Below are 17,136 nucleotides of genomic sequence, written 5' to 3' on the forward strand. Positions count from 1 at the left end.
GTATTAGGTCCAACTTTATGGGGTCACCACAAATCATGAGGTTATTTTAATATTAACGCTTATATTAAATTAAATTACAATTTACTCATTCTTTTTTATTAGAGTAACAAAAAATTCACTAGCCTTAACAGCCTCAATAGAAATATAATTTTCACCATCAAACTTCAAAACCTTACCTGGTTCAAACTCTCTATCTTCTTCATCATTTAATAGTACTTTTATTTCACCCTTAACAATAGTTACAAGTACAGTAAAGCCAGGGTGCTTGTGTTTTTCAATAATTTCTCCAGAGGCTAAAACTTTTTTTACTAGAGTAAATTCTTTTTCGTTAAAAACTTTTCCAGGCATACTTCCTACATAACCAATCATTTTATACATCCTTTCTTAAAATTATTTTTCAAACTTATCTAAGTCTTTAAAAGAATCTAAATTTAAGTTCGACTTATCAAGATCCTTATCTCTTGAAGTGTTTTTCGCATCATCAAGATTTTTCTTTATAAGCTGATCATCTTCCATTGTAGATTCTTTTTCAGTTTTAATTTCTTCTCCCTTTTCAATTGAATCAATTAAATCTTCTGATGATTTTAAATCTTCAATCTTATATCCAGGCATCTTATCCAAGAAAGTTGAAAGATTAATAGTTTCACTTTCATACAGTCTTCTAATAATTTCATCAATATTTTGTGAATTTTTGCGAACTAATTCAGACCTAATTTCATTTAGAATATTAATTTTTTCAATGCTATATTTTTTTGAAAATTTTTCTAAATCTTCAAAAATAATATCAGTAATAGTTGGGTTAATCCTAGAAGAATTTAGTGAAAAAGTTAAAGGTCCTCGTTCAATAGATTTATTAATAGAGATCAAAGACTTAGACAAGATGTCAAACCTTTGATAAACCATTTTTCTTGAAAGAGCTCTTTTTTCTAAAGCTTCATTTACTTCGAAGTTTTCAGTAGCTATTAGTACATAATCATAGCCCATAAACATAAAGTCTTTATCAACTTCGTGTTCCTTTAATTTAATTCTGCCTTGGGACTTCTCAGCAATATTTACAATATTCGTTGTAAAAGAATCTCCAATCATATATATTTCTGCTTCTGAATCAATAACAGACTTTAAAGCAGAATAGGCAAGATAACCTCCCCCTAAAATTAGGATTTTTTTGTCGAGAGTATCTAAGCTCACTGGCATATATCGCATCTTATCACTCCTTTAAAAAATTTTTACATTAGTGTATGTATCACTTAGCTTAATTATACCAAATAAGAGCTAAGTTTATTCAAGATATTGTTTTAATAGAGACTTTTCCTTGTTAATTTAATAGAATTTTAATAAATTCTAAATTTCATAAAAGTAGATTTATGTTATAATGATTAAAAGATCTAGAAAGAAAATGGAGGTTTTATTATGAAATCCAACAATTTAAAGAGAGCTGCTGCTCTTGGACTTGCAGCTTTGATGCTAGCGCCAAGTGCAACTTTTGCAAAAGAGTTCAAAGATGTAAAAAAGAAAAACAACAAATATTCTTGGGCTTATGATGCTATCGATAAATTAAGTGACAACAATATTATTAATGGACACCCTGATGGAGAGTTTAAACCAGCTGAATCTGTTTCTCTAGAAGAGCTTCTACAACTAATCAAACAAGTTTTAAGGCCAAGTGATCAAGAGTTAAAAACTGCTAAAGAAAAATATTCTAAAATCGCTAAAGATAACGGTGTAAACTCTTGGGCAGAAGAAGCAATATGCCTAGCACTTCACAGAGGTTACCTAGATGAAAGCTCTTTAAAGAAAGCAAATGAAAGAGGTTTCTTTAAAATAAGTGGTAGAGAATACCCAACTAGAAGCGACATAGCAATTTTCTTTGCAAGGGCACTACAACTTAGTCCAAATGGAAATACAAGCCTTTTAAAACATAAGGATAAGGATAAGATGAGCGAAACTCTTAAGGGTTATTTATCTTCTCTTGTAGATGCAAAAATATTCGCTTCAACTGGATCTGATGGAAACTTTGAAGGTGATAGAGCAATCACTCGTGCCGAAACTGCAATAATTACAAAGGCTTCCTTTGATTATGCAGAAAAAAATAAGATTGAAGCAAAAACTGAAAAGATTAAGGGTACAGTTATTCTTTCTTCAAAGCTTAACAATGTTAATGTTGTTATAATCGAAACTAAGGGTTCAAAATATTCTTTTGATATTGATAGCAACACAAAGTATAAATTAAAAGATAAGGACATTAAGCTTGAAGACGTTAAGGCTGGACAAGAAGTTGAAATCGAATATGTTAAGGCTAAGTCTGGTGAAAGAGAAGGTACTGCAAAGACTATAACAGTTACAAATGCAATGCTTGATATGGTTGGATATGTTAACTCTAAGGGTAACAATCAAATCACTCTTAGATACAGAGACAACTCAGATTCTATAAACTTTAGAACTACTTCAAAGATTTCAACATCAGATACAAAAACTTTTGATTTAGATAAAAATGTAAAAATCAAAGCTTATGGCAAAGACTTAAAATTAGAAGACATTGCAGTAGATGACTTAGTTGAATTTAAGACAAATTCTGATAATAAAATAACAGAAATAACAGTATTCCCTAAAGAAGCTAATGTTACCGGAAGAATCATTTCAGTAGACACATCTAATAAAGATAGAGCATCTTTGAAGATAAGATTAAAAGATAATAAGGATTACGAATTTTATATCACAAATTCTACAAGAGATTTAGATAGAATAACAATTAATGACAATATAACACTTTATGTAAACTATAAAGTTGCTATGGGACTCGCATCAAATAACCAAACTAATACAAATGTAGTGGGAGATGTTGTAGGATATAGTGGAGATGAATCATCCTTTACGAATATAAGATCAAATAGATATATTGATATAATTACAACTGATGGATATACAAGGAAATATTATCTTGCTGATCGTTATGAAATAAAATCTTATAATGGTGTTAAACAAACTCAAGTTACAGAAAGTTATTTAAAAGGAAAGAGTGTTCTTTTATCATTAAATAGTTTCGGTGATGTTGAAACAATTACTTTGGTGGATTCTAACCTTAAATTTAGTGCAATGTTTCAGGTTGTAAGTAAGGTTGATGTTGGTTATAATTACAATGTTTTTAAAATTGGATTAAGAGTTATTCAATCAGATAATACAAAAATAGAACCAGGAAAAGTAATTTATTTCCAAACTGGACAAAATTTAGATTTATATGATGTTGTGTCTTTTGATGGTTATTTAAATTATGACGGTGAAATTATTGCAGATTCAAATAATAAATATATAGGAAATCCGAGAGTTTATTTAAACTATGCAAATAGAACTACTAATAAGAAAGACTTTCAAGATTACAAATATTTTTTAAATACTAATCGTTACAATAGTGATTATAACAGAAATAACTTTTATAAAAATAATGGAGTACCGAACTTCTAATAGTTAAGATAAGATAGGAACCCATGAGGGTTTCTATTTTTTTTATAAAAATTTGTGCTATAATTTAGGACGGAGTGATTATATGAAAAAGAAAATTATAGTAATAAACTTACTTCTTTCCCTTGTATTAGCTCCAGGAAGTATTTTTGCTAAATCATTTACTGATGTAAAGAATAGTGGAAAGACAGAATGGGCATACAAATATGTGGAAGAACTATCAAAAAAAAATATTTTAAATGGTTATGAAGATGGAACTTTTAGACCAAACAATCCTGTTAGTTTTTTGGAAACTATGCAAATAATAAAAACTCTTTTAAATCCAAGTGAGGATGATATGAGGTTAGCTAGAGAAGCTTACATGGAAACAGCAAATGCTAATGGAGTCATAGACTGGGCTAAAGATGCAATTTGTTTCAACTTATACCACGGCACAATCACTGAAAAGACATTAATAAATGCTCGCGAAAGAGGATTTCTAGATAATAAGCTTTACCCAAATAGAAACTCCATAGCCGTTTATTTTGCCAGAGCTTTAAATATAAATAAGAGTAAAGACACAAGTAATTTAAAGTATAAGGATAAGAAAAAAATTAATCCTCTCACTATTGAGTATCTTCCAAATCTAGTAAATTCAAAAATTTTTACTAGTACAGGATCAGAGGGCTATTTTAATGGAAATCTTGCAATAAGAAGAAGTGAGATGGCTGTCATTACTTCTAAATCTCTTGAACATTTTAATAATAATTTGGACAAGGTAAGAAAACATAAAGAAGTCAATGCTGAAGATTTATTAGTTAATACAGAAGAAAACAATAAGGATATAAAAAATAATTCTTTAGAAAAGGATAACAATATTGATAAAAATACAATCTTAGATAATAATGAATTAAATGCTAAGCCACACGATGTTGTTGGAGAATTAGAAGCTGCTGAAGCTAACATCCCAATTAACTTTAAGGGTCAAGTTATTGAAATTATAGACAGCAAAAATGTAAGTTTTATTAGGCTTAAAGTTATTGAATCTGATTCTGATAGGTTTGGTCCTGGACAAATAATAACTGTTAATACTTTTAGAAAGCATAACATAAACGACATTGTTGAGGGTAGTGGTATCCTTGGCGAAAATAGTTTAACAAACATAAAATTAAAATAATAGTAAAAGGGCTGTTCATTTGACGGCCCTTTCAAATTGGAGGAAAAGTGGAATTTTTAAGTAGAACTGAAAGAATGATTCCCAAAGAAGATATTGATAAAATAAACAATAAATCTGTAATTGTATTTGGACTTGGTGGAGTTGGAGGGTCTTGCGTTGAGGCTTTGGTAAGAGCAGGAATAGGAGAAATAGGTCTCGTTGATGGTGATGAATACGAGATAACAAATATAAATAGACAAGCCTTTGCCACTACCAAGACTTTAGGAATGAGAAAAGTTGATGCTTGTGAAGAAAGACTTCTTGAAATTAATCCAAAATTAAAAATAAAAAAATATGACTTATTTGTCAGTGAACAAAATATAAGGGATATTGATTTTGAATCTTATGACTATGTTGTAGATGCAATTGACACAATCACATCTAAACTATTAATCATAAAAGAAGCATACGATAGAAATATAAAAATAATTTCTGCTATGGGAGCAGGCAATAGGTTAGATCCTACAAAGTTTGAAGTCATTGATATTGAAAAGACAAAAAATGATCCAGTAGCAAGAATTATGAGGAAAAAATTAAAAGATATGGGAATAAAAAAACTAAAGGTAGTATGTTCAAATGAACTTCCAATTAAAACAGGCGATAGGACTCCTGGTTCAATTTCTTTTGTACCACCAGTTTGTGGCATGGTACTAGCTTCTCAAGTAATAAGAGACATCTTAAGAAGTTGAAAATAAGGCAAAAAAAACATATAATATTTAGCAGTAAGGAGAAGTCATGGATATAAATACATTAAACGATAAACAAAAGGAAGCACTTTTGGCTACAGAAGGACCTTTACTTATTCTAGCAGGGGCTGGAAGTGGCAAGACCAAAGTTGTAACTTCTAAAATCGCATATTTAATCGAAGATTTGCAAGTTCCATCATGGAAAATTTTGGCAATTACATTTACAAATAAGGCTGCAAATGAAATGAGGGATAGAGTTTCAAATTTAATCGACGAAGATATCTCCTCAATGTGGATTGGAACCTTCCATTCAATTTGTGTTAGAATACTTAGAAAAAATATAGATAAAATCGGCTATAGCTCTAGTTTTACTATTTATGACAGGGACGATCAAATTACTGTTGTAAAAGAAGCAATAGCAGAACTAGGACTAGATAGGGATATTTATAAACCAAGAGCTCTTGTTAATGACATTTTAAATATCAAAAGTGAAGGATTAAGTCCACAAGAATATGTAGATCTAAATAAAAACAATTTTTTTAAAGAAAATCTTGGTAAAATTTATGAGATTTATGAAAAAAAATTAGTAGGCAATAACTCCTTGGACTTTGATGATCTCCTAATAAAGACAGTTGATATTTTAAGAGATTATGAAGATGTAAGAGAATTTTATAGAAATAAGTTTGAATATATCTTCGTTGATGAATACCAAGATACTAATAAAATTCAATATGAATTTATCAAACTAGTGGCAGGAAAGGAACCCAATCTTACAGTAGTTGGAGATAACGACCAATCCATTTATAAGTGGCGTGGTGCTGATATCAATAATATCTTAAACTTCCATAAAGATTTTCCTGGTGCAAAAATTGTAAAACTAGAACAGAATTATAGATCCACACAAAAAATTCTTGAAGTAGCTAATAAGGTTATAGAAAATAACACAAGTAGGATTGATAAAAATCTTTGGACTTCAAGAAATGAAGGTAGTCCTGTAGTTTATAGAGAATTTCCACATTCAAATGAAGAAGAATATGAAGTAGTAAATAAGATAATAGGTCTTCATTACAAGGGTGAAGAATTTAAAAATATGGCTATCTTATATAGGACCAATGCTCAGTCAAGAGGTTTTGAAGAGGCTTTAGTGAGAGAAAGCATACCCTATAAGATTGTAGGCGGACTTAAATTCTACGACAGGATGGAAGTAAAGGACGTCCTAGCTTATTTGAGAGCTATAAATAATACAGATGATAATGTAAGTCTATCTAGGATAATAAACAGACCAAAGAGAGGTATAGGAGATACATCCCTAGCTGATTTACTGGATTATGCTGATAAAAATGGGATTTCACTTTATGACCTTGTGACAAATATTGATGAATTTGAAGATTTGAATATTAGGGCAAGAAAAAATATTAGAGATTTTGGAAGTATTTTAAAGATTTTAAAGGATAGATCTGAAAAACTTTCAATAGGAAAGCTTTTTGAAGAAGTATTATATGAAAGTGGTTATGTAGAAGATTTAAAAAATCAAAATACAATTGAAGCCAAGACAAGGCTCGAAAATATTGAAGAGCTTCATTCTAATATAATGGAATATGATAGAGAAGGAGTTGAACTTGCCGAATATTTAAATACCCTTTCCCTTTTATCTGATGTTGATAAGACTTCCGAAGAAAGTGGAGTCAATCTTATGACCATGCACGCTGCAAAGGGTTTGGAATTTTCAACAGTATTTTTAGTTGGATTTGAAGAAGGTCTTTTTCCATCTAACAGATCTATTGAAAGTGAAGAAGAGGTTGAAGAAGAAAGAAGACTTTGTTATGTAGGAGTTACGAGAGCCTGCAACAATCTATTTATTTCATCTTCTAGGACTAGGTCTTTGTATGGTAAGTTAACTCCTGCAAGAAGGAGTAGATTTATCAATGAGATGGGCGAGACAATAGACATTATTGAAGATAAGAGTAGAGAACTATTAGAAATTCGCGACTATAATGAAGGAAATAAACCTTCAGTTAATAGGAAAAATAAATTTTTTGGAATAGAGAAGAAGGACGAAGTCAGTAAGAGTGTTAATAATCCAACTAATGTGAACATAAATGTTGGGGATAAAGTTAAACATAAAATATTTGGCAAAGGCATGGTAGTCCAAAAGAAAGAAAAAAATGGAGATTATGAAGTGGTTATTTCCTTTGATAAAAAGGGATTAAAAAGACTAATGCTGTCTGTTGCTCCTATTAAATTAATTGATTAGTTGGTGACTTATGAATGAAAAAATAAAAGAAATGGAAAACTTAATCAAGGAAATTGATAAATTAAATTACCATTATTATACTCTTGACGACCCACTTCTTTCTGATGCTGAGTATGACAGACTTTATGACAAGTTAGTTAACTTAGAAAAAGAAAGTGGAATAGTCCTTCCTTATTCACCTACGAGTAGAGTAGGTGGTGCTGTCCTTAGTAAATTTGAAAAACATATTCATCTTGCAAGACTTTATTCAATGGATAAGGCTCAGGGAGATGATGCTCTTCTTGGATGGTTTAATAGAATTAAAAAATTTGTAAGTGATTATAATCATAATAGTGTAAATAAATTGCCAGAACCGGAGTTTATAGTTGAGCTTAAGTTTGATGGACTTACAATTAATTTAACCTATGAAAATCAAAATCTCGTTATGGCATCGACTAGGGGCAATGGAATAATTGGTGAAGAAATTCTAGAACAAGTAAAGACTATTTACTCTGTTCCCCTAAGGATATCTTATCCCGGTAAAATTGAAGTTCAGGGAGAAGGCTTGATGCCTCTATCTGAATTAGAAAAATATAACCAAGAAAATGATGAGAAATTAAAAAATGCTAGAAATGCAGCAGCGGGTGCTCTAAGAAACTTAGACCCAAAGGTTACTAAGAAAAGGCACTTGACAGCTTTTTTCTATAATGTTGGCTATATTGAAGAAGATATCTTTAAATCAGATGATGATATTAAAAAATTCTTAAGAGATAATAATTTTAAAGTTTCAAAATATAATTTTAAAGTCAAAAAATTCTCAGACATAATACAAAAAATAAAAGAAATTGGCGAAAATAGAAATAAGCTGGATATTTTAATCGATGGAGTAACTATAAAGGTAAATGACATAGAAACTAGAAAAGCTCTTGGTTATACAAATAAGTTTCCTCGTTGGGCAGTTGCTTATAAATTTGAAGCAGAAGAAATTTCAACTACACTTCTTGATGTAGTTTGGAATGTTGGAAGGACAGCTAAGGTTACTCCGTCAGCTATTCTTGAGCCAGTTGATATTGGTGGAGTAACGGTTCAAAGAGCGACCTTAAATAATTACGATGATATACTTAGGAAAAGAGTTAGAATAGGCTCAAGAGTTTTAATAAGAAGGTCTAACGATGTTATACCAGAAATATTAGGGACTCTTCCAAGTGACAACGAAACACGTGAAATAGAAAAGCCAAAAACTTGTCCTTATTGTGGGTCACATCTTTATCAAGATGGAGTCCACATATTTTGTCCTAATACCTTATCCTGTGTGCCACAATTAGTTTCTAGGCTCACACATTTTGCATCAAGGGATGCCATGGACATTGAGGGTTTTAGTGAGAAAACTATTGAAAAGTTAATGGCTACTATTGGATTGAAAGAAATCCCTGATATTTACAAGCTTAAATATGAAGATATAATTAAAATAGAAGGTTTCAAAGAAAAGAGGACGAACAATCTTCTAAAAGCAATTGAAAACTCTAAAAAGCCACATTTATCAAATTTTATATATGCCCTTGGCATACCTAATGTAGGTATAAAAACGGCTAGAGACTTAGCTAATCACTTTAATTCCTTTGACAAATTAAAAAATTCCAAGGAAGAGGAACTAGTTTCTATAGGAGATATTGGAAGTATCACTGCAAAAGAGATTGTAGAATTTTTCCACGATGATAGAATTATTGGGGCAGTAGATGAGTTATTTGACTTAGGTTTAAATCCTATATATGAAGATGACAATAATGGACCTAAGCCACTTGATAAAAAAACTCTTGTATTAACAGGAACTTTAGAAATTCCTAGAAAAGAATTAGAAGAAAAATTGATATCCTTAGGTGCTAAGGTAACAGGATCAGTAAGTAAAAACACTGATTATGTTGTTGTAGGAGAGAACCCAGGATCTAAGTATGAGAAAGCAAGGTCCTTAGATATAAAAATTTTGAGTTTAGAAGAACTTGAAGATTTAGTAGGAGGTTTAAATGAATAAAGAAGACATAAGGCATATTGCAAATATTGCTCAAATAGATTTTACTGATGAAGAGCTAGATAAGTTTGCACCAAGCTTTGATGAAAATATTGAACTTGTAAATAAAATAAAAGAAATTGACACTGATGGTGTTGAAATGGTATTTCAAGTCAATGGAACAGAAAATAATATTCGTGAAGATAAAACAAGAGAGTCTCTTTCTCAAGAAGAGGCACTAGAAAATGCCGCTACTAAAAAATACGGTTATTTTAAACTTATCAAGTTTGTAGAATAGGAGGGACTCATGACTTTTAGCAAATTAAAGGCTTGGGAGATAGCTCAAGGTTATAGAAATAGAGATTTTTCTTGTGAGGAAGTTACAAGAGAATTTTTAGATAATATTAAAGAAAAAGATAAAGAAATTAATTCTTATATTACAGTTACAGAAGAATTGGCATTAAAAAAAGCAAAGGAAGTGGATGAAAAATTCCATAACAGAGAAGAGATGTCACCTCTTGCTGGGATTCCTATTTCTATTAAAGACAATATTTCTGTAAAAAATGTAAAAATGACTTGCGGCTCTAGAATGCTTGAAAATTATATTTCACCCTATGATGCCACACTAGTTAAAAAAATAAAGGATAATGATGGAGTCATATTAGGTAAGGTAAACTTAGATGAATTTGCCATGGGAGCATCAACTAGAACTTCATACTTTGGGGTAACAAAAAACCCACTTGATACTACAAGGGTTTCTGGTGGATCCTCAGGTGGTTCAGCTGCGTCTGTTAGTGCTAATATGGCAGCTATTTCTATTGGATCTGATACTGGTGGGTCTGTAAGACAACCTTCAAGCTTTTGTAAGACTGTTGGTATGAAACCAACTTATGGTTCAATTTCTAGATTTGGTATGGCTTCAATGGCAAATACCTTTGACCAACCTGGAGTTATTGCAAATGATGTTAGAGACCTTACTATGATGTTTAATGTAATAGAAGGTAGAGATGAAAGAGATGCGACTTCTGTTGGAAATCCTGGATTAAATTTTGATTTTGATTTTTCAGATGAAGTAATTAAAAATCTTGAAGGTAAAAAGTTTGCTATTCCTAAAACGTATTTAGAAATGGATTTGAATGAGAGAGTTAGAAGCGAACTTGAAAAGGCAATTGAAATTTTAAGAGATTGTGGTGCAAAAGTAGACGAGTACGACATCGAATCCTTAAACCACACTATAGAAACTTATAACATCCTAGTCAATGGAGAAATCGCATCTAACTTGGCTCGTTTTGATTCCATAAGATATGGTCACAGAACAGACAAAAAATTTGAAACAATTGAAGAAATGTATCGTGCTTCAAGAAGTGAAGGCTTTGGTGATGAAGTTAAGAGAAGAATTATGATAGGCACTAATATTCTATCTATGGATAATGCTGAAGAATTTTATTACAAGGCTCTAAAGGTTAGAGGTTTAATTAAAAGAGATATGGATAGAATGTTTAAGGATTACGACTTTATGATTTGTCCAACATTCCCAGTTCTTCCTTTTAAAATTGATGATAATATAAGCCCAGTTGAAGCATATCAAGCTGACTTATTTACAATTCCAGCTAATATGGTGGGATCCCCATCAATTTCTCTACCAATGCCAGCAGGTGAAGATGGACTTTCTATAGGTATTGAATTTACAGGTAAGAGATTTAAGGACAAGGACCTACTTCAAGCGTCCCTAGCATTTGAAAGGAGCTTAAACAAATGAGATATAAAACAATTGTAGGACTGGAAATTCACGTAGAACTTTCCACAGAGACAAAGGCATTTTGTTCATGTAAAAACTCCTTTGGCGATGAACCAAACACAAATGTATGTCCAGTATGCTTAGCCCTTCCTGGTGGAATGCCTGTCCTAAATAGAAATGTAGTCAACTATACTATAATGGCAGGAACTGCTTTTAACTGTAAGATTAATAACAAATCAAAATTTGATAGAAAAAATTATTTTTATCCAGACTTAACAAAGGGTTTTCAAATCACACAAAATGACAAACCAATTTGCACTGATGGTTATCTTGAAATAGACACAGAGGATGGAAAGAAAAAAATTGGTCTTTTCCAAATTCAAATGGAAGAGGATACAGCAAAAAGTCTTCATACAGAAGACAACGAAACACTAATGGATTACAACAGATGCGGTGTTCCTCTAATAGAAATCGTAACTAGACCAGATATTTCTAGTGGAAAAGAAGCTCGAGACTTTCTAGAAAAATTAAAGTCAACTCTTAGGTTCTTAGGTATATCTGACTGTAAGATGGAAGAAGGGTCCCTTAGATGTGACGTTAACGTAAACGTCAAGGATATGGAGACAGGTGAAAAGACTGCTATAACAGAAGTTAAAAATCTTAACTCATTCAGGGGTGTTGAAAAGGCAATTGATTTTGAAGTAGAAAGACACATAAAACTTCTTGAAAATCATGAAGATGAAATTAGGACTACTAGAAGATGGGACGACGCAAAAAATGAAACTATCTTAATGAGGGTTAAGTACACTGCAAATGACTATAGGTTTGCACCAGAAGGTGATCTTCCGATAGTTCATATCACAGATGAAGAAATAAAAGAAGTAGTAGATAAAATGCCAGAACTACCCGAACAAATGATTGAAAGATTTGTAAAGGAATATGAAATTACACTTGAAGATGCGCAAGTTTTAACTTCATCAAGAGAACTTGCAAAATTCTTTGAAGAACTTGCAAAGGAATTTAAAGACTACACTCTTTTATCAAACTGGATTCAAACAGAAATTTTAAGAAGAGTTGAAATTTCTAATGATGAAGATTTTAAACTACCTTTTGAAAATAAAGAATTTATAGAGTTATTAAATTCAATCAAGAGTGAAAAAATTAGCAACAATGCTGGTAAAAAAGTTTTAAGAGAAATGTTTGAAACTGGTGATGGAGCAAAAGAGATAATTGAGAGACTTGGTCTTGTACAAATGACAGATTTATCTGCAATAGAAAAAATTGTAGACGAAGTTCTAGATGAAAATGAACAGTCAATTATTGACTTTAAAGAAGGAAAAGACAGAGCTCTTGGATTCTTAGTTGGACAAGTAATGAAAAAGTCAAGAGGAAAGGCAAACCCAAAAGTTGCAAACGAAATGCTTGTTAAGAAATTAAACGAGAGATAATTAAAAATTAAATAAAAATATAAATTAAACCCTAGGCAAAATTACCTAGGGTTTTGTACTGTCTAAAATAATAAATCTATTATTGACTCAAATTATTGCTTAATCTATTGCTTTTATAATTTCTAATTAATTCTCTTATTATTCTTACGATACCTTGAGACAAAACTATTCCTAAGGCAAGTGCAGAAGTCGTTAATGTTGTTTTTATAACATGCTCTCTCATAACAACATAATCAGACTCTATGAAGTAATACATAATGTAGTACATTCCGGCTCCTGGTACTAGAGGTACTAGGCAGGGAAGTGTGAAGACTGTTGCAGGTTTTTTAAAACAAACTGCGAAAGATTCAGAACACACTCCAATTAAAAAGGAAGATAACAAGTAAGAAACCATATAGTTATCACTAAAAGCGAAGAGGAGTTCATATACGACCCAAATAAAACCTGATAAAGCTGATGTTATTAACCTGACTCTTTTTGGAAGTTTAAAATAAATTGTGAAACCGTAAGTTGCAAGAGTAGATAATAAAAATTGGATAATACTTTTTTTAATCATAATATAAACCTCATTAACTTAAGACCAACACCGACTCCAAAGGCAATGGCTAGGGCTATAAAAAATGCTTTAATCATGGTAATAGCTCCAGTAATAAATTCTCCACTCATAATATCTCTAACAGAGTTTGTTATAGCTACTCCTGGTACCAAAAGCATAATCACACCAATTATAATCATATCTATATTAGAACCAAGGCCAAAGTAAACGCAAATAATTGCAAGAATTGAAGTTATAAATGCACAAATAATATTATTTATAAAAAATGAAAGTTTTAAATAAGACAACTTTTCTAAAACAAGCGATATTAGTATTCCAATAAAGAAACTAGCAGCAAAGTCTTTAACGTCTCCTCCGAATAAAACAGAGAAGAAGGATGCTGCTATTCCACCGCCAAAATAAATTTTTTTTGAGTTTTCTTCTGTTCCATCAATTTCAAAAAGTCTGTCATAGGCTTCTTTTATAGAAAGGTCATGAGAAACAAAATCCCTAGAAAAAGAATTTACTCTGTCAATTTTATATAAATTTGTATCAGAAATTGTAATTTTTCTAAAGTTGCTAAGAGTTTCTCCCTCAAACTCCATTGAAATGAAAATTGCAGAGGGAAGAGCATACGCTGATACATTAGAAATATTTGAAACAGATTTACAAATTCTTTCAATTGTATCTTCAGCCCTATAAGATTCTGCTCCATTTTGAATTAAAAGAGCACCTGTATAGAGAGATAAATTCATTAAGTCCTTAGCATCTTTAATATTATTTAAGACTTTAGCCATGCTATCACCAAAATCATTATACTATGGAGTTTTTTTATTCTCAACGAAATTAGTAAATTGAATAAAATAATCTCCTTTGATATAATAATTAAGATAGGGGTGATTATATGGAAATGCCCATAATTTCAATAATTGGCAGACCAAATGTAGGCAAATCTACACTATTTAATAAAATAGTTGGCAGGAAGGTATCAATAACTGAAGATACTCCAGGTGTTACTAGAGATAGAATTTATCAGCCTGCAACTTGGCTAAATTATAAATTTTTATTAGTTGATACTGGTGGACTAGATCTTAAAGATGAAAATATTTTTATGTCCAGTATTAAGACACAAATTGATATAGCTTTAGAAACTTCTGATGTTGTAATCTTTGTAGTTGATGGAGCTGAAGGTGTAAATCCAACAGACAGAGAAATTTCTAATTTTCTAAGGAAGACAAAGACTAAGGTTGTACTCGCTGTAAATAAGTATGACTCTAAAATAACAAAGGATAATATTTATGACTTTTTCGAATTAGGTCTTGGTGAACCTATTGGCATAAGTGCAGAACAAGGTTCAGGAGTTGGAGATCTTTTGGATGAAGTTGTAGATGGTCTAACTCCAGTTGATGAACTGGAAGAGGATGATAACATAAGAGTAACCCTAATCGGTAAGCCGAATGTAGGAAAGTCTTCTTTATTAAATTATTTAACAGGAGAAAACAGGTCCATTGTAACAAATATTCCTGGTACAACACGTGACTCTATTGACTCTCTTATAGAGTATAAGGGGAATGAATATATATTTGTAGATACAGCAGGTTTAAGGAAGAAAAAGAAAATTGTACCTGGTGTTGAACGTTACTCAGTTATTAGGACTCTAACAGCGATTGAAAGATCAAATGTATGTGTTCTTATGATTGACGCCCTAGAAGGGGTAACTGAACAGGATTCTAAAATAGTTGGTTATGCTCATGACAACAATAAGGCAATTATAATTGCTGTGAATAAGTGGGATGCGCTCGAAAAAGAAACAAAGACTATGAGAAACTTCGAAAAGAAGATTAGAGAAGAGCTTCCCTTTGTAACCTACGCACCAATTGTTTTTATATCTGCTAAGACAGGACAAAGAGTAAATGAATTCTTAGATATGATAGAGCTTGTTAATAACAACTACAACCATAGAATTCAAACTGGTGTTTTAAATGATATTTTAAACAAGGCTGTTTTAATGAATCAACCACCTTCAGATAAGGGGAAGAGGGGAAAATTATATTATGGTTCACAAGTTAGTGTTAGACCACCAAAATTTTTGTTATCAGTAAATGATAAAGAACTTTTCCATTTCTCTTACTTAAGGTATATTGAAAATCAAATAAGAGATACTTATTCCTTTGATGGAACACCAATAATCTTGGAACTAAAAAATAGAACAAGCCCAAGAGCTGATAAGGGCCCAAAAAGATGAACTATTTTTTAACTTTATTAATATCTTATTTTGTGGGAACTATTTCTGGGTCCTACATAATTGGAAATATTTTTTTACACAAGGATATTAGAAAATACGGTTCGGGAAATGCAGGAACTACTAATGCCATGAGAGTTCTTGGGAAAAAAGCTGGTGTCCTTACTTTTGTTATAGATTTTTTAAAAGGAGCCTTGGTTACTATTCTTATAAGAAGATTATTTGGTAATGAGTTTGTTCCACTAGGAATACTTGGAGCAGTCCTTGGCCATGATTTTCCCTTTTATATGAAGTTTAAGGGTGGTAAGGGAGTCGCTACAACTTTGGGAGCCTTAGCCTTATTTAATTTTCCCTTGACTTTAATATGCTACATTGTATGGGTCTTGGGAACTTTATTAACGAAGATGGTTTCTGTAGGTTCAATATTATTTTTTGTTTCGATTATTATTGTCTATACCTTTATGTCTAACTTAACATCATCTAATATTGCAATAATTGATGCTATTGCTATTATTGGAATAATTAGACACAAGGATAATATTAAGAGAATTATCTTGGGAAATGAGAATAAGATAGGAGGAAAGAAATGAAAATTACTCTTTGTGGTGGAGGAAGCTGGGGAACTGCAATAGCAAGACTTTTGTCCAATAAGGGTCATGAATTAAACTTCTATATTAGAAATAAAGAGGTAATTGAAGACATTAGGAAAAACAAAGAAAATACAAAGTACCTTCCTGGAGCTAAATTTGGAAAAGAAATTAATTTAACCAATAATTTGGATAGTGTGCTTCAAAATATTGATGTATTTATAATTGCAGTTCCAACTTCAAGTATAAGAGAAGTTTTAACTAATATTAAAGGCAAGATATCTAATGAAACTATTATAGTAAATCTTTCCAAAGGTATTGAGGTAGAAAGTTTAGATAGAATATCAGAAATTTCTGCTGAAATATTAAAAGATAATCCTTTTGTTGCACTTTCTGGTCCTTCTCATGCTGAAGAAGTTGGTAAAGACATACCGACGACTCTTGTTGCATCCTCTGAAAATCTAAAAGTTGCACAAACTATACAACATGAGTTCTCCACTCCAATTTTTAGAATTTACACAAATCCGGATCTTGTTGGTGTAGAAATGGGTGGAGCTTTAAAAAATATTATTGCCTTAGCAGCAGGCATGAATGACGGATTAGCTTATGGAGATAATTCTAAGGCAGCACTTATGACTCGTGGTATTTATGAAATGAGTAAGCTAGGGATTTCATTGGGTGCAAATCCACATACTTTTAATGGATTATCTGGCATTGGGGACTTAATTGTTACTTGCACAAGTATGCATTCTAGAAATAGAAGAGCTGGTATATTAATTGGAGAAGGTAAGTCTATGGAAGAAGCTTGTAATGAGGTTGGACAAGTTGTTGAAGGCGTAAAAACTGTTAAATCGGCCTATAAACTTGCGAAAATAAAAAACATAGAAATGCCGATAACAAATGCCCTATATAAAGTCCTTTATGAAGGATACGATCCAAACAAGGCAGTGTACGAACTTATGACTAGGGAAAATAAAGACGAAATAGAGCAAATCTTTTTCGAATAATATC

15 protein-coding genes are annotated in these 17,136 nt (G+C 31.3%); 11 read left to right on the forward strand and 4 right to left on the reverse strand.

All coding sequences use genetic code 11. The features are described 5' to 3' along the window. Window positions 1-81 precede the first annotated feature (81 nt). Both HMPREF1864_RS02060 and HMPREF1864_RS02065 read right to left on the reverse strand, forming a co-directional pair. On the reverse strand, window positions 82-369 hold the full coding sequence (locus tag HMPREF1864_RS02060) for a Cro/Cl family transcriptional regulator (protein WP_062571186.1): 288 nt from the start codon (window positions 367-369) through the stop codon (window positions 82-84). A 21-nt stretch (window positions 370-390) separates the two neighbouring features. Then, the gene (locus tag HMPREF1864_RS02065) at window positions 391-1,203 is read right to left on the reverse strand and encodes a precorrin-2 dehydrogenase/sirohydrochlorin ferrochelatase family protein (RefSeq protein ID WP_062571187.1); all 813 of its coding nucleotides are present in this window, start codon (window positions 1,201-1,203) and stop codon (window positions 391-393) included. A gap of 207 nt (window positions 1,204-1,410) precedes the next feature. On the opposite strand from HMPREF1864_RS02065, the gene HMPREF1864_RS02070 reads away from it, so the two are divergent. The 8 genes from HMPREF1864_RS02070 (at window position 1,411) to gatB (ending at window position 12,761) form a co-directional block, all read left to right on the forward strand. Further along, entirely contained in the window at window positions 1,411-3,459 is a 2,049-nt protein-coding gene (locus HMPREF1864_RS02070) for an S-layer homology domain-containing protein (protein WP_062571188.1), read from the forward strand. Window positions 3,460-3,541: 82 nt separating this feature from the next. Further along, window positions 3,542-4,612 (forward strand): S-layer homology domain-containing protein, encoded by a 1,071-nt coding sequence (locus HMPREF1864_RS02075; RefSeq protein ID WP_062571189.1) that lies wholly within the window; start codon window positions 3,542-3,544, stop codon window positions 4,610-4,612. Window positions 4,613-4,659: 47 nt separating this feature from the next. Then, window positions 4,660-5,340 (forward strand): tRNA threonylcarbamoyladenosine dehydratase, encoded by a 681-nt coding sequence (locus HMPREF1864_RS02080; protein ID WP_062571190.1) that lies wholly within the window; start codon window positions 4,660-4,662, stop codon window positions 5,338-5,340. A 46-nt stretch (window positions 5,341-5,386) separates the two neighbouring features. Next, the gene (locus HMPREF1864_RS02085; protein WP_062571191.1) at window positions 5,387-7,591 is read left to right on the forward strand and encodes an ATP-dependent helicase; all 2,205 of its coding nucleotides are present in this window, start codon (window positions 5,387-5,389) and stop codon (window positions 7,589-7,591) included. 10 nt (window positions 7,592-7,601) lie between these two features. Beyond that, complete coding sequence (ligA, locus tag HMPREF1864_RS02090) at window positions 7,602-9,599, forward strand: NAD-dependent DNA ligase LigA (protein WP_062571192.1); 1,998 nt, start codon at window positions 7,602-7,604, stop codon at window positions 9,597-9,599. After that, entirely contained in the window at window positions 9,592-9,873 is a 282-nt protein-coding gene (gatC, locus tag HMPREF1864_RS02095) for an Asp-tRNA(Asn)/Glu-tRNA(Gln) amidotransferase subunit GatC (protein ID WP_062571193.1), read from the forward strand. Before ligA ends, gatC begins: the two co-directional genes overlap by 8 nt. Window positions 9,874-9,882: 9 nt before the next feature. After that, the gene (gatA, locus tag HMPREF1864_RS02100) at window positions 9,883-11,334 is read left to right on the forward strand and encodes an Asp-tRNA(Asn)/Glu-tRNA(Gln) amidotransferase subunit GatA (RefSeq protein WP_062571194.1); all 1,452 of its coding nucleotides are present in this window, start codon (window positions 9,883-9,885) and stop codon (window positions 11,332-11,334) included. Next, the gene (gatB, locus tag HMPREF1864_RS02105) at window positions 11,331-12,761 is read left to right on the forward strand and encodes an Asp-tRNA(Asn)/Glu-tRNA(Gln) amidotransferase subunit GatB (protein ID WP_062571195.1); all 1,431 of its coding nucleotides are present in this window, start codon (window positions 11,331-11,333) and stop codon (window positions 12,759-12,761) included. The genes gatA and gatB overlap by 4 nt, the downstream gene beginning before the upstream one ends. Window positions 12,762-12,840: 79 nt before the next feature. Here the strand turns inward: gatB and HMPREF1864_RS02110 are convergent, their stop codons facing one another. Together HMPREF1864_RS02110 and HMPREF1864_RS02115 are read right to left on the reverse strand one after the other, a co-directional pair. After that, window positions 12,841-13,317, reverse strand: coding sequence for a threonine/serine exporter family protein (locus tag HMPREF1864_RS02110; protein ID WP_082718895.1), 477 nt, complete (start codon window positions 13,315-13,317; stop codon window positions 12,841-12,843). Next, complete coding sequence (locus HMPREF1864_RS02115) at window positions 13,314-14,093, reverse strand: threonine/serine exporter family protein (protein WP_062571196.1); 780 nt, start codon at window positions 14,091-14,093, stop codon at window positions 13,314-13,316. The genes HMPREF1864_RS02110 and HMPREF1864_RS02115 overlap by 4 nt, the downstream gene beginning before the upstream one ends. Before the next feature lie 107 nt (window positions 14,094-14,200). On the opposite strand from HMPREF1864_RS02115, the gene der reads away from it, so the two are divergent. From der to HMPREF1864_RS02130, 3 genes are read left to right on the forward strand one after another with little or no spacing between them, the layout of a single operon-like run. Then, window positions 14,201-15,541 carry a ribosome biogenesis GTPase Der gene (der, locus tag HMPREF1864_RS02120; protein ID WP_062571197.1) on the forward strand — a complete coding sequence of 447 codons (1,341 nt, stop codon included), beginning with the start codon at window positions 14,201-14,203 and terminating at the stop codon, window positions 15,539-15,541. Further along, on the forward strand, window positions 15,538-16,128 hold the full coding sequence (gene plsY / locus HMPREF1864_RS02125) for a glycerol-3-phosphate 1-O-acyltransferase PlsY (RefSeq protein WP_062571198.1): 591 nt from the start codon (window positions 15,538-15,540) through the stop codon (window positions 16,126-16,128). The genes der and plsY overlap by 4 nt, the downstream gene beginning before the upstream one ends. Then, on the forward strand, window positions 16,125-17,132 hold the full coding sequence (locus tag HMPREF1864_RS02130; RefSeq protein WP_062571199.1) for an NAD(P)H-dependent glycerol-3-phosphate dehydrogenase: 1,008 nt from the start codon (window positions 16,125-16,127) through the stop codon (window positions 17,130-17,132). Before plsY ends, HMPREF1864_RS02130 begins: the two co-directional genes overlap by 4 nt. The last annotated feature ends 4 nt before the right edge of the window (window positions 17,133-17,136 follow it).

It is taken from the genome of Peptoniphilus sp. DNF00840, from assembly GCF_001553125.1.
In the GTDB taxonomy this organism is placed as follows: Bacteria; Bacillota; Clostridia; order Tissierellales; family Peptoniphilaceae; genus Peptoniphilus_A; species Peptoniphilus_A vaginalis.